The organism is Marichromatium sp. AB32 (assembly GCF_003718675.1).
Classification (GTDB): domain Bacteria; phylum Pseudomonadota; class Gammaproteobacteria; order Chromatiales; family Chromatiaceae; genus Marichromatium; species Marichromatium gracile.
The window spans coordinates 1-20776 of record NZ_RHFJ01000053.1; the positions used below are offsets into that span (position 1 = coordinate 1).

Genomic DNA, 20776 nt, shown 5'->3' on the forward strand with positions numbered 1-20776 from the left:
CGGTCGCGGTGCGCGCGGCGGCGAACTGCCGCCGGTCGTATCATGACCGCGCCGGCGGCGAGACTGCTGTTCGGCGAGGTGATGCACCGGCGGCTGTTCCCGGTGCGCTACCGCTTCACTTACCGGGTGTTCAGCCTGCTGCTCGATCTCGATCGTCTCGATGAGTTGGCCGCCGGGTCACGCTGGTTCTCGCACAATCGCTTCAACCTGCTCGCCTTCCACGACCGCGATCACGGCCCGCGCGATGGCTCGCCGCTCAAGCCCTGGCTGCTGGCGCGGCTGCGCGGGCAGGGACTCGAGGTCGCGGTGGCGCGGGTCGAGTTGCAGTGCTTTCCCCGTCTGCTCGGCTATGGCTTCAACCCGTTGACCATCTGGACCTGTTTCGATCAGGAGGAACGCCCGTTGGCGGTGCTCTGCGAGGTCCACAATACCTTCGGCGAGAGCCACAGCTATCTGCTCCACGAGGGCGGGATGCCGCTGCGCTGGCCGATCCGCGCCCGCCATGCCAAGGACTTCCATGTCTCGCCCTTCATCGGCATGGCCGCCGACTATCAGTTCAGGTTCGCGCGCGACGGGCAGCAGCACAGCGTCGTCATCCGCGAGTTCCAGGAGGAACGGTTGATGTTGGCGGCCGTTCACAGCGCCCGGCTGCTGCCCTGCGACGATGCCAACCTGTTGCGCGCCGCGTTGAGCTATCCGCTGATGACCCTGAAGGTGATGCTGATGATCCACTGGCAGGCGCTGAAGATCTGGCTCCGTGGCGGGCGTTATCACGCCAAGCCCGAGCCGCCCCGCGAAGAGGTGTCCTGATGTCCGTCGAAGAGCCGTTGTCCGGGCCGCAACCGGTCGATACCAGGGGCGCCTGGCGCCTGTTCGAGCGTTTCTTCCGCGATCTGCTGTTCGGTCAGGTGCTGGTGCGCATGGGCGCCGACGGTGCCCGACTCTATCGCGGGCGCTTCTGTGGCGGGGCCGGTGAGCTGGCGATCCACCATCCCTGGCGTTTCGCCACCCGGGTGGTCGTGCGCGGCGAGATCGGCTTCGCCGAGTCCTATATCGCCGGGCACTGGTCCTCGCCCGATCTCCCGGCGCTGCTCGGGGTGCTCTACGACAATCTCGAGCACCTCGGCGGCGGTCCACAGGGGATGCGCTGGGGGCGCTGGCTCAATCGTCTCACCCATCTGCGCCGGCGCAACCATCGCCGCAACAGTCGGCGCAACATCGCCCGTCACTACGATCTTGGCAACGACTTCTATCGTCTCTGGCTCGACCACGGCATGACCTATTCCTCGGCGCTGTTCGCGCCGGAGGCGGGCGATGAGTCGTTGGAGCAGGCCCAGGCGCGCAAGTACGAGCGCCTGCTCGACGCCATCGACGCCCGTCCCGGCGAGCACCTGCTCGAGATCGGCAGCGGCTGGGGCGGTCTGGCCGAGGCCGCGGCGCAGCGTGGGCTGCGGGTGACCAGTATCACCCTGTCGCGCGCCCAGCTCGACTATGCCCGAACCCGACTGGCCGCGGCCGGGCTCGCCGACCTGGTGGAGTTCCGTCTCGCCGACTATCGCGAGGTGCGCGGCAGTTTCGATCACGCCATCTCGATCGAGATGATGGAGGCCGTCGGCGAGGCCTACTGGTCGACCTATTACGATACCCTGCGACGGCTGGTGCGCCCGGGCGGGCGGATCGCGCTGCAGGTGATCACCATCCACGAGGACGATTTCCCGCTCTATCGCCGTACCCCCGACTTCGTGCAGCTCTACATCTTCCCCGGTGGCATGTTGCCCTCGCCGCGGCGCATGACCGAGGAGGCCGCGCGCGCCGGGCTGCGTATCCGCGACACCCGCTGGTGCGGCGACGACTATGCCGAGACCCTGCGGCGCTGGCGCGCGCGTTTCCATGCCGTCGACGCCGAGGTCGCGGCGCTCGGCTACGATGCCGCCTTCCGGCGCATGTGGGACTACTATCTGGCCTATTGCGAGGCGGGGTTTCGCGCCGGTTGCGTCGATCTGGTGCAGACCCTGCTCGAGGTGCCGCGGCGGACCTGAGTCGGACGCGACGATCTGCGTTAAAGTACCCCCCATCGATCAGCCGCGGGCCACGCATCCGGGCCCGCGCCGCCGGTTCAGGGACGCCCGGCGGATGCGGTCTGACCCTGACCGACCGTCCAGGACGGACGAGACCGCATCGACCCGAATCCGAATCCTCGTGACCCAATACAGACCTTCATGAGCCAAATCGTACTGATCAACGTGGCCGGTGAGGACCGTCCCGGCATCATCGCCGCACTCACCGAGACCCTGGCCCGCTATCACATCCCGGTACTCGACATCGGCCAGTCGACCATCCACGACGCCCTGGCGCTGGGCATGCTCGTCGAGCTGCCGGCGGCCGATCGCGACAGCGGCGTCTTTCGCGACCTGCTGTTCACCGCCCACGGCATGGGGCTCGACATCCGCTTCACCCCGATCGACGGCGACAACTACGAGCGCTGGGTGCGCGAGCAGGGCCAGCCGCGTCATATCCTCACCCTGCTCGGGCGCGAGATCGGCGCCGAGCACATCGCCCGGGTCTCGGCGCTGATCGCCGAGCGCGGACTCAACGTCGATCGCATCAACCGGCTCAGCGGTCGCATCTCGCGGCGCACCGCGCCGGCGCCGCACGCGCTCGCCTCGGTGGAGTTCTCGGTGCGCGGCGCGGTCGATGATCTCACCGCACTGCACGGCGCGCTGCTCGGGCTCAGCCAGGTGATGGATGTCGACGTCGCGGTCCAGGAGGACACCGTCTTCCGCCGCACCCGGCGGCTGGTCTGCTTCGACATGGACTCGACCCTGATCCAGACCGAGGTGATCGACGAGCTGGCCGCGGCCGCCGGGGTCGGTGCCGAGGTGGCGGCGATCACCGAGGCGGCGATGCGCGGCGAGCTCGACTTCCAGGAGAGCTTCCGGCGGCGCATGGCGCTGCTCGAGGGGCTCGACGAGTCGGTGCTGGTGGGGATCGCCGAGCGGCTGCCGATCACCGAAGGCGCCGACCGGCTGATCGCCATGCTCAAGCGGCTCGGTTACAAGATCGCCATCCTCTCCGGCGGCTTCACCTATTTCGCCGAGCATCTGCAGCGACGCTTCGGCATCGACTACGTCTATGCCAACCAGCTCGAGTTCCGCGACGGCAGGCTCACCGGGGAGGTCGCCGGCGAGATCGTCGATGGCGCGCGCAAGGCCGAGCTGCTGCGCGAGCTGGCCGCGCGCGAGGGCATCCGTCTCGAACAGGTGATCGCCGTCGGCGACGGTGCCAACGACCTGCCGATGCTCTCGATCGCCGGGCTCGGCATCGCCTTCCACGCCAAGCCGATCGTCACCCGGCAGGCGCGTCACTCGATCGCCACCGTCGGGCTCGACGGCATCCTCTATCTGCTGGGGATGCGCGATCGCGACCTCGCCGCGCTCGATCGCATCTGATCCGCGCCGCGCCGGGATCGACCCCGGCGCTCATTCCATCAGCTCGACCTCGATCCCCAGCGCCTCGATGCGCTCGCGCCGCGCCGCCAGATAGCGCTGGAAGCTCGGCTGCCAGCGATAGGCGCCGGTGGCGACATAGTCGAGCGCGCCGTGCAGGTGAAAGGCGCGCAGCTCGCCCTCGGCGCGGAAGACCTCACGCCCGGCCGCGTCGAAGAACACCAGGGTCGGGGTGTAGAGGATACCGAGCGCCTCGGCCCAGTCGCGCGCGGCGCGGGCGGCACCGTCCGGGGTCTGCAGCGGGGTCTCGGCGTCGATATCGACGAGCGCCACGTCGAAGGCGCTGAGCGCGGCGCCCAGCGCCGGGCGGCGCAGCAGATCGTCGTGGAGACGGTCGCAGCCGCGACAGGTGCGTTGTTCGAACAGCACCACCAACGGGCGTGGCGAGCGGTCGCGGTTATCGGCCAGGCGCAGCGGCGGTTCGAGAAAGCCGGTCTCGTGGTGCAGCTCGCCGCTTGCCGGCGGACCGCCGCGCCTGGCGTGGAAGTCGACGAAGCGCTCGCCGAACTGCTCGCGCCGCTCGGCGACATAGGCCAGCGCGGCGGCGAGACGCGCCGGTGGCTGGTAGCCGTTGATCCGCAGCACCACGGCGCCGGCCTCGTCGAGCAACAGCAGCGTCGGGGTGAACTGGACGCCGAGGGCGGCGGCCAGCCCCTTCTCGGTGGTGGTCTGGCCGTCGAGCCCGACCACCTCGCGATCGCCCCAGATGTTGAGCGCGATGACCTCGAAGCGCTCCTGTGCCAGTCGTGCGATCTCGGGATCGGCGAGGTTCACCCGCAGCAGCAGGGCGCAGTAGGGGCAGCCGTCCTGGTAGAAGTAGAGCATCAGCCGGCGGTCTGCGGCGGTGGCCTCGGCGACGTCCTCGGCGAGATCGAGGAAGGACTGCTTGAACCAGGGTGGGTGTTGCGCTGGGGCGCTGAGGACATCGCCGGCGGCTGTCAGCAGCAGCGCGAGCGCGAGCAGGACGAGGCGCGGGCGGATGGGCATGATGGCCTCCCCGGGCGGACCGGTCTGGGGCGCGCCGGGGGTGGCGCGGCCTGTCCGCAGTCTAGCCGATGGTCTGTGCCCCGACGCTGCGTGGGGCTGGCGGGCCGGGGAAGCGCCGTGCCTCGGGGTAGGGGAAGACGTCCTCGAGCCGGCCGCGGCGGATATGGGTCTGGCGCTCGCGCCACCAGTCCGGGTCGAGCAGCTCGGCGTGGAGTTCACGAAACAGCGCCCGGGTGCGCGGGTCGGTGAGCAGGAAGGTCTCGAACTCCTCGGGGAAGACGTCGGCCGGGGCGATGCTGTACCAGGGCTCGTCGGCCAGCTCCAGTTCGGGGTAGGGCGCCTCGGGGATCTTGCGGAAGTTGCACTCGGTGAGATAGCAGAGCTCGTCGTAGTCGTAGAACACCACCCGCCCACGCCGGGTGACGCCGAAGTTCTTGAACAGGAAGTCGCCGGGGAAGATGTCGGCGGCGGCGAGCTGGCGGATGGCGTCGCCGTACTCGGCCACCGCATGCCGCGCGTCCTCGGCGTCGGCCTCCTGCAGATAGAGGTTGAGCGGGGCCATGCGCCGCTCGATATAGAGGTGCTTGATGATCAGGTGCTCGCCGTCGTGCTCGAGGCTGCCGGCGCACTCCTCCTCGAGCAGCGCGCGCAGCGCCGGGGAGAAGCGCGCGGCGGGGAAGGCGACGTGCGAGTACTCCCAGGAGTCGGCCATGCGCCCGACGCGGTCGTGGAGCTTGACCAGCTGGTACTTCTCCTTCACCGCCTCGCGGCTCATCTCCTTCTGCGGCGGGAAGCGGTCCTTGATCACCTTGAACACGAAGGGGAAGGAGGGCAGGGTGAAGACGCACATCACCATGCCGCGGATCCCCGGGGCGATGACGAACTCGTCGGCGGAGTGACGCAGGTGTTTGAGGAAGTCGCGATAGAACTCGGCCTTGCCGAACTTCTGCAGCCCGATCGCGGTATAGAGCTCGGCCTTGCCCTTGCGCGGCAGCAGCGGGCGGAGGAACTCGACGACCGCCGCCGGCACCTCGGTGTCGACCATGAAATAGGCGCGCGAGAAGCTGAAGATGTCCGACAGCTCGTCCTCGCCGACCAGCAGGGTGTCGACATAGAGCCCGCGCTGCTCGTCGTTGAGGACGGGGATGGCAAAGGGGATCTGGTCGGCGCCGTTGATCGCCTTGCCGATGAGATAGGCGGCCTTGTTGCGGAAGAAGGGGCTGCGCAGCACCGCGAGCTGGAAGTTCTGCTGCCGGGTCTGTGCTGCGGGCAGGCGCTCGCGCAGCGCGCGCAGCAGACAGCGCAGGTCGTGGCGCGGGGCGCGGAAGGGTCGCTCGAAGCCGGCGTCGGTGAGGATGCGGGCGAGCACCCGGGCGAAGCCGTCGCGGGTGGGGTAGTAGGGGCGGTAGATCGGCACCTCGGCCTCGAGGTGCTCGGTCGAGATCATCGGCCAGACGAAGATATAGCGGTTGTCGTAGTAGCGCCGATCGAACAGGCGACAGAACACCGAGTTGTAGAAGGTCTCGGCCAGCTCGGGTTGGCGGTGCAGCGGCAGCAGCCGTAGATACTCGACCTTGACCCGCTGCCACAACGCGTCGCTCGGGTCACGCAGATGGAACTCGCGGCGCAGCAGCGCCACGGTCTCGCCGACCCGGGTGTCGTAGTAGCTGATGCGCGCGCGGGCGGCGGCCTGCACGGCCGGCCAGTCGGCGCGCTCGAAGCGCGTCCGGGCCTCGCCGGTACAGGCGCGGAACAGTCGGTAATGACGCTCGAAACCATCGAGGATGGCCTCGGCGATCAGCTTCGCCTCGGTCCAGGCCATGATGCGTCCTCAGCCGTCGGTGAGCGACCGCTCGGCGATCACCACGCCGTCCTCGTCGCAATAGACCTGATCGCCCGGGTTGACGCGCGCCCCGGCGATGTTGATCGGGATGTCGCGCTGGCCCTCGCCGCGACGATGGCTCTTGCGCGGGGTGCTGGCCAGCGCCTTGATGCCGATCGCCATGGCTGCCAGCTCGACCCGGTCGCGCACGCAGCCGTGGATCACCACCCCGGCCCAGCCCTGCTCGACGGCACGCGCGGCGATCAGGTCGCCGAGCATGGCGCAGCGCAGCGAGCCGCCGGCATCGACCACCAGCACCCGGCCCTCGCCGGGTTCGGCCAGGGTCGACTTGACCAGCGAGTTGTCCTCGAAGCACTTGACGGTGACCGCCTCGCCACTGAAGCGCGAGCGGCCGCCGAAGTCCTGGAACACCGGGTCGCAGACCTGCAGGGCGTCGCCCTCCTGGTCGTAGAGATCGGCGGTCTTGAAGTCCATGCGCGGGGTCTCCTGGTACGGCTGGGGCGGTGCGGGGCGGGCGCCGGGGCGTGATGGCCCCGGCGCGGGGGAGGGCGTTGTTAGAACTGCTCCTCCTCGGTCGAGCCGGTCAGTGCGGTGACCGAGGAGACGCCGCCCTGGATGGTGGTGGTGACGTCGTCGAAGTAGCCGGCGCCGACCTCCTGCTGGTGCGAGACGAAGGTGTAGCCCTTGTCGCGCGCGGCGAACTCCGGCTCCTGCACCTTCTCGACATAGTGGCGCATGCCCTCGCCACGGGCGTAGTCGTAGGCGAGGTCGAACATGTTGAACCACATGTTGTGGATGCCCGCCAGGGTGATGAACTGGTACTTGTAGCCCATCGCCGCCAGCTCGTCCTGGAACTTGGCGATGGTGGCATCGTCGAGGTTCTTCTTCCAGTTGAACGAGGGCGAGCAGTTGTAGGCGAGCAGCTTGTTGGGGTTCTTCTCGAGCACCGCCTGGGCGAACTCGCGGGCGAAGCCGAGGTCCGGGGTGCCGGTCTCGCACCACACCAGGTCGGCATAGGGGGCGTAGGCCAGGCCGCGGCTGATCGCCTGCTCGAGTCCGTTCTTGACCCGGTAGAAGCCCTCGTTGGTGCGCTCGCCGGTGACGAAGGGACGATCGTTGTCGTCGACGTCGCTGGTGAGCAGGTTGGCCGCCTCGGCATCGGTACGCGCCAGCAGCAGCGTGGGCACGCCCATGACGTCGGCGGCGAGTCGCGCGGCGACGAGCTTCTGCACCGCCTCGCTGGTCGGCACCAGCACCTTGCCGCCCATGTGGCCGCACTTCTTCACCGCGGCGAGCTGGTCCTCGAAGTGCACCCCGGAGGCGCCGGCGGCGATCATGTTCTTCATCAGCTCGAAGGCGTTGAGCACGCCGCCGAAGCCGGCCTCGGCATCGGCCACGATCGGCAGGAAGTAGTCGACGTGGGCCGGATCGCCGGGTTCGATCTCCTTGGCCCACTGGATCTCGTCGGCGCGCTTGAAGGCGTTGTTGATGCGACGCACCATGGTGGGGACCGAGTCATAGGCATAGAGCGACTGGTCGGGGTACATGGTTTCGGAGGTGTTGCCGTCGGCGGCGACCTGCCAGCCGGAGAGATAGATCGCCTCGATCCCGGCCTTGGCCTGCTGCATCGCCTGACCGGCGGTGATCGCGCCCATGCAGTTGACGTAACCCTTCTTGGCGTCGCCGTGGATCAGCCCCCAGAGTCGTTCGGCGCCGCGTCGGGCATAGGTGTGCTCGGGTTGCACCGAACCGCGCAGTCTCACGACGTCGGCCGCCGAGTAGGCGCGGGTGACATCGGTCCAGCGGGGGTTCTCTGCCCAATCCTGTTCCAGGGCCTTGATCTGGTCTTGGCGGGTCATCGGCATGGGGTACTCCTTCTTGATCGTGTCGGTTCGCGCGATCTGTGTCGTCTTCCAGGCCCCGTGGCATCCGTTCACTGTAGCCCGTGGAAGCGAATCGGCGGATGATTGACCGTCTTAGTAGGTCTTGGAGGGATGAAACTACCCCGGGTTCCAATCATTTGGCGAGTCAATTATCCTAATTCTGTCCATTAGTTTTGATAATTATCAATGAGAAGACATCCTCTGATTTTCCCCTCGCGTCCGACCGGGCGTGCCCTGCTCGGTCTCCAGCTTGCCGGGGTGGCGGCATGACGGCGAGCCCCGAAGAGATCCGCGCGCAGGGCATGGCGGAGGGGCTGGCGCGCGAGTCGCTCGCCGCCGATCCCTTCTCCCAGTTCGAGCAGTGGTACCAGGTGGCGGTCGGCAGCGGCATCCCCGAGCCCAACGCGATGACCGTCTCCACCGTCGATGCCGAGGGACAACCCTCCTCGCGCACCGTGTTGATGAAGCTCTACGACGAGCGTGGATTCGTCTTCTTCACCAACTACGCCAGTCGCAAGTCGCACCAGATCGAGACCAATCCGCGGGTCTATCTGCTGTTCCCCTGGGTGGCGCTGGCGCGTCAGGTGGGGATCTCGGGGCGTGCCGAGCGGATCTCGGCGGCCGAGTCCTTCCGCTATTTCACCTCGCGGGCGCGCGGTAGCCAGATCGGCGCCTGGGCCTCGCCGCAGAGCCAGGTGATCCGCTCGCGGGCGATGCTCGAGGCCAAGGTCGAGGAGATGCGCCAGCGTTTTCGCGACGGCAAGATCCCGCTGCCCGAGTTCTGGGGCGGCTACCGCGTCGTCCCCGACAGCATCGAGTTCTGGCAGGGCCGTGACTGCCGCCTCCACGACCGCTTCCTCTACCGCCGTGCGGCCTCGGGCTGGGACATCGAGCGGCTGGCGCCCTAGGGGGGGCTCAGCCGCCAGCCATCAGCTTTCAGCCGCCAGTGGGGGGGGCGCCGCCTTCTGAGGCGGTTGATGCTCTTCGAGGGCGATTTGAACCACGAAGACGCGAAGTGCGCAAAGGTAGGAACGGCTTTTGGTTATCGTCAGCCGCCAGCGATCAGCTTTCAGCCGCCAGTGGGGAAAGAGCAGACTCATGACTGGAGGCTGGACGCTGGCGGCTCTCCCCCCTTGCTTCGCCGCCTTTGCGTCTTTGCGGTTCAATCCCCTGGCGGCTGGCGGCTGGCGGCTGGCGGCTGGCGGCTGGCGGCTGGCGGCTGAAAGCTGAATAATGCCGGTTCGTTCTTGCAACCCGACCGAGCGGCCGGCGCCGGCCCGAGACCCAGTATCCATGTCCGAACACGCCAAGACTCATCGTATCGGCCCGATTCATCTTGCCCCCGAGATCAGCCTGCGCCACGGCTGGACCTTCATGGTCGTGGCCTTCTTCTCGATCGGGCTCATGGTCTTCGTCTCCATTGGCCAGACCTATATCCTCAACGAGCATCTCGGCATCCCCGAGTCGAGCCAGGGCCGCATCAGCGGCAACCTGGTGTTCCTCACCGAGATCGTCACCCTGTTGCTGTTCCTGCCCGCCGGGGTGCTGATGGACCGCCTCGGGCGGCGTACCGTCTATGGTGTCGGCTTCCTGCTGCTGGCGCTGACCTACGTGCTCTATCCGCTTGCCACCTCGGTGGAGATGCTCTACGGCTTTCGGGTGATCTACGCCCTCGGCGTGGTGGCGGTCGCCGGGGCGCTGTCGACGGTGCTCGCCGACTATCCCTCCGAGCGTTCGCGCGGCAAGCTGGTGGCGTTGGTCGGGGTGCTCAGCGGGCTCGGCGTGGTGATCGTCGGTCAGGGACTGGGGGCGCTGCCCAAGGTCTTCACCAATGCCGGTTTCGACGGCGTCGAGGCCGGTCGCCTGACCCATTTCATCATCGCCGGGCTGTCGGTGGCGGTCGCCGTGTTGGTCTTCTGGGGGTTGAAACCCGGGGTGCCGGCGCGTCATGACGAGCGTCCGAACGTGCGTACCCTGTTCGCCAGCGGTTTTGCCCAGGCGCGCAATCCGCGCATCCTGCTCGCCTATGCCTCGGCCTTCATCGCGCGTGGCGATCAGTCGGTCAACGCGACCTTCATCATCCTGTGGGGCACGCTGGCCGGCAAGGCGGCGGGGATGGAGACGCCGGAGGCGGTACTCGCCGGGACGGTGATCTTTGTCATCACCCAGCTCTCGGCGCTGGTCTGGGCGCCGTTGCTCGGCCCGCTGCTCGATCGCATCGACCGGGTCTCGGCGATGGCCGTATGCATGGGGCTGGCCGCGCTCGGCAACCTGGCGCCCTTGCTGCTCGAAGACCCGCTGGCGCGGATCGGCATCGTCTTCTTCATCCTGCTCGGGATCGGTCAGATCAGCGTCTTTCTCGCCGGACAGTCGCTGATCGGTCAGGAGGCGCCGACGGCGCAACGCGGCTCGGTGCTCGGCGCCTTCAACGTCACCGGCGCGATCGGCATCCTGCTGATCACCCTGGTCGGCGGTTATCTCTTCGACCATGTCGATCCGCGCGCGCCCTTCGCGGTGGTCGGCACGATCAACCTGCTGCTGCTGTTCGCCAGTCTCTATGTGCGCTGGCGTCATCCTCAGGTGGGTGCGGTCGGGCGCTGATGGGCGGGATCGGCCGGGGCGCGCGTCTCGGTCGATCAGCCGTGCCCGGCCCGGTGCTGATGCAGGTAGGGCAGGGATGGAGAGATTGCAGGCACAAAAAAACCGGCGCGAGGCCGGTTTTCTTGATCTAGCGGAGATTGGTCGGGGTGACTGGATTCGAACCAGCGACTTCTGCCTCCCGAAGACAGCGCTCTACCAAGCTGAGCTACACCCCGATATCGGGAATTCTTAATACGACCGGCTGACGGCGAAGTCTGCCAGCGTTGCCATGGCATCACGTGCGGGACTCGGATCGAGGATCTCGAGTGCCTCACGGGCCTTTTGGGCGTGCCGTTTAGCAAGATCGCCAGTATAGGCGATTGCGTCGGTGGATGCAATAGCCTCGATCACGGCGTCGATCCGCTCGCGACCACCGTGCTCGATGCAGTCGCGCAGCATCGCGCGCTGCTCGGCGGTGCCGACGGCCATGGCGCGGATCAGCGGCAGGGTGGGCTTGCCCTCGTCGAGGTCGTCGCCGACGTTCTTGTCGAGGCTCTCGTTGTTGGTGCTGTAGTCGAGCGCGTCGTCGATCAGCTGGAAGGCGATGCCGAGATTGAGCCCATAGCTGGCGAGCGCGGCCTCGACCTCCGGGGTGGTCTCGGCAAGGATCGCGCCGAGGCGGGTGCCGGCGGCGAACAGGGTCGCGGTCTTGCGCTCGATGACCTCCATGTAGCGCGCCTCGTCGGTATCGGCGTCGCGCGCGTTGAGCAGCTGCAGCACCTCGCCCGCGGCGATGCGGTTGGTGGCGTGCGCGAGCACCTCCATCACCCGCATGCTGCCGACGTCGACCATCATCTCGAAGGCGCGCGAGTAGAGGAAGTCGCCGACCAGCACGCTCGCCTCGTTGCCCCAGACGGCGTTGGCCGTCTCGCGGTTGCGACGCATCTCGGAGTTGTCGATGACATCGTCGTGGAGCAGGGTCGAGGTATGGATGAACTCCACGATCGCGGCCAGATCGATGTGACGCTCGCCGCTGTAGCCGCAGGCGCGGGCCGCGAGCAGCACGGAGAGCGGACGCAGTCGCTTGCCGCCGCTGTTGACGATGTAGTGACCGATCTGGTTGATCAGTACGACATCGGACTCGAGCCGACGCAGGATCAGGGCGTCCACCGCCTTCGAGTCGTCGGCGACGGGGTGTCGAATCGTGGAGAGGTCCATTCGTATGCGGGGTCTATCGATAGTGACGGCGGATGCTAGGTGCGAGGCACCGAGCTGTCAAGGAGGTCGCGGAACGCGATACGTGCGTCCTCCCACGGCAACGGAAACGGGTGTACTGGCAGGTCCGGGGTGTCTCGGATCCTGCGGCCCTGAGGACGCCGCCTGGTGTTGCCGGGCCCTGGGCGACCGCCTCCCGTTCAAGGACCAGGAGTCAGCCGTTTCTCCGTCCAATCTGCCAACTGCGCCCTGGCGCGTCAAGTCTCGACCGGGCGGCGATGGTGCGCCGTCACATTCGGAGAGGCATCGACGTTGACGCACGTCATGGCTTCGCGGTAGGATTCCGCTTCTTTGTTCCGGCGCGGAGCTGCGAGCTGCGTCGGCTGTTTCCGAATTATTCTGGGGATCTGCTGATCATGTACGCGGTCATTCAAACCGGTGGAAAACAATACCGGGTTTCGGAAGGCGACACACTCAAGGTCGAGAAGCTCGCCGCCGAGGAAGGTTCCAACGTCGACTTCGAGGTGCTGATGGTCGCCGACGGCGAGACCATCAAGGTCGGCAAGCCCTTCGTCGAGGGCAGCAAGGTGAGCGCCGTGGTCGAGTCGCACGGTCGTGGCGACAAGGTCTCGATCATCAAGTTCCGTCGTCGCAAGCACCACATGAAGCGTCAGGGCCACCGCCAGTGGTTCACGTCGCTCAAGATCACTGGCATCAACGCCGGCTGAGGAGAGATTACCGATGGCACACAAGAAAGCAGGCGGTAGTTCGCGTAACGGCCGCGATTCAGAGTCCAAGCGCCTTGGCGTCAAGGTCTTCGGTGGTCAGCGTGTCAGCGCCGGCGCCATCATCGTGCGTCAGCGCGGTACCCAGTTCCACGACGGTGTGAACGTTGGCTGTGGTCGCGACCACACCCTCTACGCCCTGACCGACGGTGTCGTGAAGTTCGTCACCAAGGGTCCGCAGAAGCGTAAGTTCGTCACCGTGGAAGGCGCCTGATCCGCGAGCGGGTCCAGCCCTGGCCCCGCGCCTTCCGTGGAGACCGCGCAGCCTCGTCCGGGTGACGAGGCTTTTTCGTTTCTGCCGCACCGTCAGGGTGTGCGCCCGCGACCCCTGCATCGGCAATCGCACAACGGATCGATCGCATGAAATTCGTCGACGAGGCATACATCCGGGTCGAAGCCGGTGACGGCGGCAGCGGCTGCGTCAGCTTCCGCCGTGAGAAATACATCCCCAAAGGTGGCCCCAATGGCGGCGACGGCGGGGACGGCGGCAGTGTCTATCTGCTCGCCGACAACAATCTCAATACCCTGGTCGATCTGCGCGATCAGCGCATCCAGCGCGCGGAGCGCGGCCAGAACGGCATGGGCCGCGACATGACCGGACGCAGCGGTCAGGACCTGGTGATCCGGGTCCCGGTCGGCACCCGGGTGATCGAACGCGACACCGGTGAGCTGATCGGCGAGCTGATGGCCTCGGGCGAGCGCCTGCTGGTCGCCCAGGGCGGCTTCCACGGCATCGGCAACGCCCGCTTCAAGTCCAGCACCAATCGCACCCCGCGTCAGTCCACCCCGGGTACCCCGGGCGAGCGTCGCGATCTCCATCTCGAGCTGCTGCTGCTCGCCGACGTCGGCCTGGTCGGCTTCCCCAACGCCGGCAAGTCGTCGCTGGTGCGCCAAGTCTCGAGCGCGCGTCCGCGCGTCGCCGACTACCCCTTCACCACCCTGCATCCGAACCTCGGGGTGGTGCGTCTCGGGCGCGAGCGCAGCTTCGTCATCGCCGACATCCCCGGGCTGATCGAGGGCGCGGCCGAGGGCGCCGGACTCGGCACCCGCTTCCTCAAGCATCTGTCGCGCACCCGGTTGCTGCTGCACCTGGTCGATGTCGCGCCGCTCGGCGATCACACCGACCCCTACGACGAGATCCGCAAGGTCGAGGCCGAGATGCGCGCCTTCGGGCGCGAGCTGATCGACAAGGAGCGTTGGCTGGTGTTCAACAAGGTCGATCTACTCGACGAGGAGACCTTCGCCGCCCGTCGCGAGGCCCTGCTCGAGCGGCTCGACTGGCAGGGGCCGGTCTATGCCATCTGCGCGCTCAGCGGCAAGGGCACGGAGCCGCTGATGCAGGATCTCATGAACCACCTGGAGCGGTTGCGTGCGGCCGAGACCGTCGTCGAGCCCGAGGACGGGACCAGCGAGGACGATGCCGCCGAAGACGATTGGCATCCGCTGGGCTGATCGACCATGATCTCGCGCGAGGAACTCCCCGGGACCCGCCGCTGGGTGGTCAAGATCGGCAGTACCCTGCTGACCCGTGACGGTCGCGGCGTCGGACGCGACCTGCTCGAACCCTGGGTGGCGCAGATGGCCGCCCGTCATGGTGCCGGTGCCGAGGTCGTGTTGGTCTCCTCGGGAGCGGTCGCCGAGGGCATGGCGCGGATGGGGTGGCGCGAGCGCCCCGGTGCGCTGCACGAGTTGCAGGCGGCCGCCGCGATCGGCCAGATGGGGCTGGTGCGCGCCTACGAGGACTGCTTTCGCGATCATGGCCGGCACACCGCCCAGGTGCTGCTCACCCGTGACGACCTCTCCAACCGGGTGCGCTATCTCAACGCCCGCAGTACCCTGCGCACCCTGATCCGTCACGGTGTGGTGCCGGTGATCAACGAGAACGACACCGTCGCCAACGACGAGCTGCGTTTCGGTGACAACGACACCCTCGCCGCGCTGGTCGCCAACCTGATCGAGGCCGATCTGTTGGTGCTGCTCACCGACCAGGACGGCATCTTCGACCAGGATCCGCGCAACAATCCCGAGGCGCGCCTGATCACCGAGACCTGGGTCGACGACCCCATGCTCGATCAGGTCGCCGGCGGCAGTGGCTCGGGCCTGGGCACCGGTGGCATGGTCACCAAGGTCCGCGCGGCGCGGCTCGCCGCCCGTTCCGGCACCCCGACGGTGATCGCCCCCGGTCGCGGCGAGCGGGTGTTGGAGCGGATCGGTGCGGGTGAGTCGATCGGCACCCTGCTGATCCCCTTCCAGGGGCCGCAGGCGGCGCGCAAGCAGTGGATCGCCGGTCAACTGCAGGTGCGTGGTCGGCTGGTGCTCGATGCCGGTGCGGTGCGCGCCCTGCGCGAGCAGGGTACCAGCCTGCTGGCCGTCGGGGTGCGGGCGGTCCACGGCGCCTTCGAGCGCGGTGAGGTGGTCGCCTGTGTCGATGAGCAGGGCAGGGAGGTCGCGCGCGGCCTGGTCAACTACGACGCCGAGGCGACGCGCCGCATCCAGGGGCGCTCATCGCATCGCTTTGCCGAGATCCTCGGCTATGTCGACGACGACGAGCTGATCCACCGCGACAACCTGGTATTGCTCTGAAGGCCGGTTGTTCGGCGGTGCGCAGACCGGACATCAAAATGGGGGGTGACAAGACCCCGGTAAGTCTTTATACTGCGCGTTCTCTGGCTGAGTGGCAGAGTGGTTATGCAGCGGCCTGCAAAGCCGTGTACCTCGGTTCGATTCCGGGCTCAGCCTCCATTTCCTTTCCCGTAGTCCCCGTCGAGATCAAGCTAGGACAGTCCACTGTCCCGCACCCGCCCGGGTGGCGAAACTGGTAGACGCAGGGGACTTAAAATTAGTCGTGTGTTTACGGCAGCCATGCCCACCGTGGACTGCCTTTTGGGCGTGGATGGAAGGAAACAGCGAATTGCACCGCTAGAAAAAGTGCTGTAAAAACCAAGTGTTATATGCCGGGATGGTGGAATTGGTAGACACACAAGACTTAAAATCTTGAGACCGATAGGTCGTGCGGGTTCAAGTCCCGCTCCCGGTACCACTCCTTACGAACCGTGTAGCGAACCGTCTGGGTTTTAGATAGAGGCGTCAATGGCGGAAAGCGGAATCATAGCCAATCTCTGGAAAATCCCAGAAAAAAGGGCGGAAATGCACCGTCCGATGCTTCATCGCCGCTTAAAGGGGGCTATCGCCCGCCGAGACAGCAAGGCCAGACCGTCCCCACTGGATAACCTCGCCCTGCTTGCCTTCGGGGAAAAGCCCAATCTGCTTGCACCTTTACCCCCACGTGATCCTGGTCCCGAGACCACGTTTTACCCAGTCTGGCTTTGTCTGCGGGAGAACCCCGACGGACTCACAGCCGACGAGTTACAAAAATTGCTTGCCATGCGGGAGTATGGGGGCAACAGCGTCAGAGGGGCCATAGACAACCTGCGCGCTGTAAACGGCTACCGGCAGCCCATCCTCAATGAAGACGGTCGCTTTCGCCTTCTCCAGGACCACGAGTGGCAGTTACCCGAAACGCAGACGTAAAAAAGCCCAACACACAGGCTGGGCTAACGGCTTCCGCAACAGAATCGGCTTAAACAGCAGCCAACGGGGTATTCCCGCCCCGGTCGATGGTCGGCAGGCCAGCGGCGTTACCCGGCTGGGCCACTACCCCGTCACCCTGGCAGGCGAACTGCACTCCAGCGACGACCTCCACCACAGCGAAGTTTTCAAAGTCGCTGGGGGTGCCTCCGCTTTTCAGCAGCCCACGGGCGGCAGCCGGTGCGCTGGCCGCGTCGGCGGCTTCCACCACCAGAGCATTCAGCCCATCCGGGCGGCGTTTGTTGGGTTTGTCGGCGTATACCAGAAAGGTTGCCATAGTGTTTCCTCCTCAGTGGATCGTATCGGTGAAGGCCATACGACCGCCGAGCAGGCGATACGTGAAAAGGCCCGGTAGGTAAGAACGGTGCACAGCAGATATGTCCGAAGGGGCCTGTGCCCCCTCAGCCACATCCACCCACCGCTTGCGATTGCGACGGGGCACGTATCCGAAGAACGGCGCTACCCGGCCAACCTCAACCCCAAACGCCTTGGCGAAACGCGCTACGGTGGACATGTCCGGACGTGCTTCGCCATGGGCGCTGGTGTGGGCTGCAATCGCAATCAGGGTGGCTTTTTCCTCCTCTGGCAGGGAATCAACGATCGCCTGCAGGAGTTGTTCGTTGGTCAGCTCATGCATCTGCATCGCCTTCGCCCTCCTCGTCGTCGGATTCAAAGGCGGTGTGCGTCGGCTGCTTGGGCAAGCGGCCCGACTGCTCCAGGCCCTTGGTAATCTTGCCCAGAGGGTCGCGCTGCTCCGGCCCCTTCAGCAGGCGTTGGCCGATGGTAAGGGCTTCGTCCAGTTGCTCGGAGACCTGCTTAAACTCGCGGTAGTTGTCAAAGATGGGGAACCCGCCGTCTTCCACCGAAATGTCCGGCCCCATTTCTGCCATCAGCTCGTTCGGGCTTAGTGCCCGGTCGCTTGGCTTCTGGGCTTCCACGTGGGACAGGATGGCGGCCAGCAGCACTCCGTTTTGTTCGGTCAGGGCGTGCCCGGCCAGGTTGCGCAGTGCTTGGGGACCAAGACCCTGCAAGCTGGCGGCGTAGGTGCTGCGCATCTGGGCCGCTCCGGGTTCTGCCAGCGTGGCAATGTCCAAGGCGGCGCGGGGGTTGCTCAGGGAGGCGCCATGCTCTTCCAGCAAGGCCTTAGTGCGGGAAAGCTCCTTCACGTTCAGGCCCACGGTCTCGCGGGCAGGCTTGTACACGTTGCCGATCTGCTCCCGGATAAGGGCAGAGCGGGCCTCGCGGCGGGCAGCCGGTGACAGCTGGCGCAGGTGGCCGTGTTTGGCGTCCACCTGATCTGGGGCTGTCTCAAGGGCTTTGGCGACGCGGCCAGACAGGTCGGTTACGGCTTTGTGGCGCGTAGTTACTTCTTTGGCGAGTTCGCGAAGTTGGCCCAGCGTAAGCTGGCGCACCACGGGAATGGTCTTAGGCATAGGAGATGTCCTCGCTGTTGAGGTGCCCCGGCACCATTACCGAAGCTACGAGAAGATCATGTCCCAGCCGTCGGAGAATTCGTATCAGCAACCCATTCGGCGCGGGGTAACAGCAGGTAGCGGTTGTGCTTCATCACGATTGGCTGGCCCAGACTCCGGCGAAGGTAGAAAACCGAGTTGGTAATGCGCGTTCGGGAGAAGGTCGGCAGCCGCTCCTGCAACTCGGTGATGGTCAGTCCGTCCGGGTGCGTCTCCAGTAGCCCAAGCACCTGGGCAATGCGGGTTCCATCAGCGCAGGGGTTCGGGTCGGTCGGTGGCAATTCGTTCTGTGGCTCACCGACATGGCGAAGCACTGTGTTATCAATCGGCTCGGGGCGACGACGTGTATCCCGGCGCTGGCGAGCTTCGGCAAGAAGCGGCCTCAGAAGCGATTGGTAAAACCTGTACCGTATAGGCGGCTTGGTGGTTTTCCTTGGACGCCCTGGGCCTTTGCTGCCTGTCTTACGCTTTTTCTTTGGCCTTCGTTTTGGCTTTGGCTTCGGCGGCTCCGGGGATGAAACTGGCTCTGGTGCAGGCACAGGCTCAGGTGCTACGGGGCGCTTGCTCTCATCGCTGGGCCGGGGCTTTACAATCCGCCTTGTGACCACGACACCTTTGCGGGCTGGTTTGGCAGATGGCCGGGGCGGTGGTACCCACATCAGTTGGTCTTTCTTGGCCTTGTATGGGTCAAACTCCGGGTGTAACGAAGAGCACTGGCCCAACTGGCGAGCTGCAGCAGCTCTGAAGAAGTCGTCATCTATGCCCAGCAGACCAGTAAACAGCTGACGGCGGGCCGCTCTGGCATCCGGCATTTCAGCGGTAAGAAAGGCCCAAGCCTCAGTCCGAAGTGCTCTGGAGACCTTCGAGCAATCGTCCAGATACGTCCTGCCGGTTGCGTCATTCCACGCCTTCAACAAGACCTCAGCGGCCAAAACTTGCTCCGGGCTTCTCTTGGGCGGGTCTGCGGGTAGGCGTGGCTCTCGGTCATCGTTCGGTGTATGGACTCGGCGGGGGTTGTCGAAGGTCGGCTCGATGAAGCTGTTGGATATTCCGTCCGCGTCGGTGTAGCCGTCCCAAGCGAAGTTCGGTGCGCTCATAGGTTGGCTCCCGATTTCGTTGTTTGGGTGCCGCACTCCTCGGCAGACCGGCGCTCCCACTCGTCGATGCCTTCCGGCGTTTGCGGGTAAGCAGGCACCCAGAAGCCCATGGGGGTGCGGCGTGGAGGGTAGCCGTACTCAGCGGTGAAAGCGGTCACCTCGTTAACCTCGTTCAAGAAGGTGCGGTACGGGTTCGTCACCTTTGGCCTCCGCGATTTCTTCCAGCAGCTCCAACAGGGTTTCGCGCTTGTCCTCCGGCAGGAGGATCACGTCTTCCGGTCGCAGCTCCAGTAGCACGGCTTTGTGCTGGTGGTCGTGTTCAATCTTGCCCTGTACCCGCACGTCCTTCCGCTCCACCGCGTAGCGGTCTGGCATCAGGCCCTTGGCCCGGAGTTCCAGCAGGCGGTCGCTGTAGCGGGTGATCGTGCCCACGAGTTCGCCCTTCTGGTAAACAGGCTCCTCGTAGCCCTCAACGGCACGGCGGTGGATTTCCAACTCTACGTCGGCGGAAGCCTCAGCCAGGGCGGTGTCCCATTCGGCGGCAAATTCGGGGTCTCGGTTGCGGGTCCAGTAGAACGACGACACGCAGGCGGTCCGGCTATCGGTGGCCGGGCTGGCAGCGCGGGCGGCGGCCAGTATGATGCCGTGGCGGCGCAGCTCTCGGAGGAAGATTTCTTTACGTTCGGGCGTCATTTCCATAGCCCGAATCATTTCGCATTCTCGGCGAGATTTATCTCAGCGAAGGGGGTTACACGGTTCGCTAGACGGTTCGGGGTGTAACGGAAAAATGGAGACACCTGTCTCTAGGCCGCGCCACGACTAACTCGGGGTTACCCGTTTATCATCAACTTGCCCCGAAAACGTGGAGAAGCGTTTCCCTCCGTTGCCCTCCGGCCTCAGTCTTGGCAGACTGTCGGGGTCGGTAAGTGTAAGCGATTTGCGGGTTGTCCGCAGACACCAGACCCAGGCGGTTAAAGTCCGCATCCCGACCAGCGGCGTTCGCGTTAACAGTCGAGTCCGAACGTCATCAGCTAGTGTCTCAGGCCGCACTATAAACCCGGCTGCTGCATATCTCGGCGTAACTGATGGAGTTGTCCCATGTCCCACGAGACATTGGCTCCGTCTGTTGCGCGTGGTGCGGCAGCAGACGAAAAGCCTACCGAGAATCGCACCTTTGGCTTCCGCGTAAAGGAAGAAATCGAACCCCGCTGGCTCCGTGCCAAGCAGGCGTCGGCCTATGTCGGTATTTCTTACGACCACCTCCAGAAGCTCCGGGAAAAGGGGCGCGGCCCGCAGTGGCGCAAAGTTGGGGGGATCGTTCTGTACGACGTTCAGGACTTGGATGCTTACATTCTCTCCCATCCGGCGAAGGGAGGGCGGTAAGTATGGCAGGCAAAGAAAAGGCCCCTGCCGTACCAACAGGGGCCTCACCACACCAACACGCAAACGGAAAGGAGCTTGCAAGGGAATCATCCGTCTCTGGGGTGCAGAAGACAATCACGGACGCCCTTACTCCTGACACTTCGGCTGCATTGGCGTTTCTTCAGCGGCTTCGTCCGGGTGGACCCTGGCTCTTGGCTGCTATTGCACCGGACGGTGGTGCCCCGGTGTGTCGTGGCTTTGGCCCGGACGACCTGGCTGGGCTTGCCGCATGGCTGGACCAACATCAGGAACAGCGGAACCTGTACTACCACCTACGTTTTGTACGAAAACCCTGCTTGATACACTGACCTCGTTCTTGCAGGAGAAGAGGCCAGATGTCGAGACGTTACGAGCTTCCAGAAGAGGCCTGGGAGCTGATCGCCGATCTGTTTTCCCGT

At 65.7% G+C, this 20776-nt stretch carries 21 protein-coding genes and 3 tRNA genes; 13 read left to right on the forward strand and 11 right to left on the reverse strand.

Annotated features, from left to right (window positions below):
* From EBL85_RS13500 to serB, 3 genes are all read left to right on the forward strand, one after another.
* Positions 1-810, forward strand: an 810-nt coding sequence (locus EBL85_RS13500) for a DUF1365 domain-containing protein (protein WP_369964146.1), incomplete at its 5' end; no start/stop codon positions are given.
* Positions 810-2039 carry a cyclopropane-fatty-acyl-phospholipid synthase family protein gene (locus tag EBL85_RS13505; protein WP_123140159.1) on the forward strand — a complete coding sequence of 410 codons (1230 nt, stop codon included), beginning with the start codon at positions 810-812 and terminating at the stop codon, positions 2037-2039. The genes EBL85_RS13500 and EBL85_RS13505, both read left to right, overlap by 1 nt.
* Positions 2040-2219: 180 nt before the next feature.
* Entirely contained in the window at positions 2220-3449 is a 1230-nt protein-coding gene (gene serB, locus EBL85_RS13510) for a phosphoserine phosphatase SerB (RefSeq protein ID WP_123140160.1), read from the forward strand.
* Between the two features lie 30 nt (positions 3450-3479).
* On the opposite strand, the gene EBL85_RS13515 is transcribed toward serB, so the two are convergent.
* The 4 genes from EBL85_RS13515 to aceA all read right to left on the reverse strand — a co-directional run bounded on the left by EBL85_RS13515 (position 3480) and on the right by aceA (position 8195).
* Entirely contained in the window at positions 3480-4493 is a 1014-nt protein-coding gene (locus tag EBL85_RS13515; RefSeq protein WP_123143182.1) for a thioredoxin fold domain-containing protein, read from the reverse strand.
* A gap of 61 nt (positions 4494-4554) precedes the next feature.
* Positions 4555-6315, reverse strand: coding sequence for a bifunctional isocitrate dehydrogenase kinase/phosphatase (gene aceK, locus EBL85_RS13520; RefSeq protein ID WP_123140162.1), 1761 nt, complete (start codon positions 6313-6315; stop codon positions 4555-4557).
* Positions 6316-6324: 9 nt separating this feature from the next.
* Positions 6325-6810, reverse strand: a complete 486-nt coding sequence (rraA, locus tag EBL85_RS13525; protein WP_123143183.1) for a ribonuclease E activity regulator RraA — start codon at positions 6808-6810, stop codon at positions 6325-6327.
* Positions 6811-6890: 80 nt separating this feature from the next.
* The gene (aceA, locus tag EBL85_RS13530; RefSeq protein WP_123140180.1) at positions 6891-8195 is read right to left on the reverse strand and encodes an isocitrate lyase; all 1305 of its coding nucleotides are present in this window, start codon (positions 8193-8195) and stop codon (positions 6891-6893) included.
* Positions 8196-8485: 290 nt separating this feature from the next.
* On the opposite strand from aceA, the gene pdxH reads away from it, so the two are divergent.
* The gene (gene pdxH, locus EBL85_RS13535) at positions 8486-9127 is read left to right on the forward strand and encodes a pyridoxamine 5'-phosphate oxidase (RefSeq protein ID WP_123140164.1); all 642 of its coding nucleotides are present in this window, start codon (positions 8486-8488) and stop codon (positions 9125-9127) included.
* Positions 9128-9512: 385 nt separating this feature from the next.
* A complete protein-coding gene (locus EBL85_RS13540; RefSeq protein ID WP_123143184.1) occupies positions 9513-10820 on the forward strand; it encodes an MFS transporter in 1308 nt (435 codons plus the stop codon).
* 138 nt (positions 10821-10958) lie between these two features.
* Here the strand turns inward: EBL85_RS13540 and EBL85_RS13545 are convergent.
* Both EBL85_RS13545 and EBL85_RS13550 read right to left on the reverse strand, forming a co-directional pair.
* A tRNA-Pro gene (locus tag EBL85_RS13545) sits at positions 10959-11035 on the reverse strand.
* A 13-nt stretch (positions 11036-11048) separates the two neighbouring features.
* The gene (locus EBL85_RS13550; RefSeq protein WP_123140166.1) at positions 11049-12017 is read right to left on the reverse strand and encodes a polyprenyl synthetase family protein; all 969 of its coding nucleotides are present in this window, start codon (positions 12015-12017) and stop codon (positions 11049-11051) included.
* A 413-nt stretch (positions 12018-12430) separates the two neighbouring features.
* Here EBL85_RS13550 and rplU point away from each other — a divergent pair, with 413 nt between their 5' ends.
* The 7 genes from rplU (at position 12431) to EBL85_RS17110 (ending at position 16330) form a co-directional block, all read left to right on the forward strand.
* Positions 12431-12742 (forward strand): 50S ribosomal protein L21, encoded by a 312-nt coding sequence (gene rplU, locus EBL85_RS13555; RefSeq protein ID WP_062275340.1) that lies wholly within the window; start codon positions 12431-12433, stop codon positions 12740-12742.
* A 13-nt stretch (positions 12743-12755) separates the two neighbouring features.
* Positions 12756-13013, forward strand: coding sequence for a 50S ribosomal protein L27 (gene rpmA / locus EBL85_RS13560; protein ID WP_005224844.1), 258 nt, complete (start codon positions 12756-12758; stop codon positions 13011-13013).
* A gap of 146 nt (positions 13014-13159) precedes the next feature.
* Positions 13160-14251 carry an Obg family GTPase CgtA gene (gene cgtA / locus EBL85_RS13565; protein WP_123140167.1) on the forward strand — a complete coding sequence of 364 codons (1092 nt, stop codon included), beginning with the start codon at positions 13160-13162 and terminating at the stop codon, positions 14249-14251.
* A 6-nt stretch (positions 14252-14257) separates the two neighbouring features.
* A complete protein-coding gene (gene proB / locus EBL85_RS13570) occupies positions 14258-15382 on the forward strand; it encodes a glutamate 5-kinase (protein WP_062275344.1) in 1125 nt (374 codons plus the stop codon).
* Positions 15383-15467: 85 nt separating this feature from the next.
* Positions 15468-15541, forward strand: a tRNA-Cys gene (locus tag EBL85_RS13575).
* A gap of 211 nt (positions 15542-15752) precedes the next feature.
* Positions 15753-15839, forward strand: a tRNA-Leu gene (locus EBL85_RS13580).
* 50 nt (positions 15840-15889) lie between these two features.
* Positions 15890-16330, forward strand: a complete 441-nt coding sequence (locus EBL85_RS17110) for a hypothetical protein (protein ID WP_148040552.1) — start codon at positions 15890-15892, stop codon at positions 16328-16330.
* Positions 16331-16379: 49 nt separating this feature from the next.
* Here the strand turns inward: EBL85_RS17110 and EBL85_RS13585 are convergent, their stop codons facing one another.
* From EBL85_RS13585 to EBL85_RS13600, 5 genes are all read right to left on the reverse strand, one after another.
* A complete protein-coding gene (locus tag EBL85_RS13585; protein ID WP_123143185.1) occupies positions 16380-16664 on the reverse strand; it encodes a hypothetical protein in 285 nt (94 codons plus the stop codon).
* A 12-nt stretch (positions 16665-16676) separates the two neighbouring features.
* Positions 16677-17030, reverse strand: coding sequence for a hypothetical protein (locus EBL85_RS13590; protein WP_123143186.1), 354 nt, complete (start codon positions 17028-17030; stop codon positions 16677-16679).
* Positions 17017-17820 carry a hypothetical protein gene (locus tag EBL85_RS13595; RefSeq protein WP_123143187.1) on the reverse strand — a complete coding sequence of 268 codons (804 nt, stop codon included), beginning with the start codon at positions 17818-17820 and terminating at the stop codon, positions 17017-17019. The genes EBL85_RS13590 and EBL85_RS13595 overlap by 14 nt, the downstream gene beginning before the upstream one ends.
* A 56-nt stretch (positions 17821-17876) precedes the next feature.
* The gene (locus EBL85_RS17115; RefSeq protein ID WP_148040553.1) at positions 17877-18956 is read right to left on the reverse strand and encodes a hypothetical protein; all 1080 of its coding nucleotides are present in this window, start codon (positions 18954-18956) and stop codon (positions 17877-17879) included.
* 162 nt (positions 18957-19118) lie between these two features.
* Positions 19119-19655, reverse strand: coding sequence for a hypothetical protein (locus EBL85_RS13600; protein WP_123143188.1), 537 nt, complete (start codon positions 19653-19655; stop codon positions 19119-19121).
* Positions 19656-20054: 399 nt separating this feature from the next.
* Here EBL85_RS13600 and EBL85_RS13605 point away from each other — a divergent pair, with 399 nt between their 5' ends.
* Positions 20055-20339: an AlpA family transcriptional regulator gene (locus EBL85_RS13605; protein ID WP_123143189.1), complete on the forward strand. Its 285-nt coding sequence runs from the start codon at positions 20055-20057 to the stop codon at positions 20337-20339.
* The last annotated feature ends 437 nt before the right edge of the window (positions 20340-20776 follow it).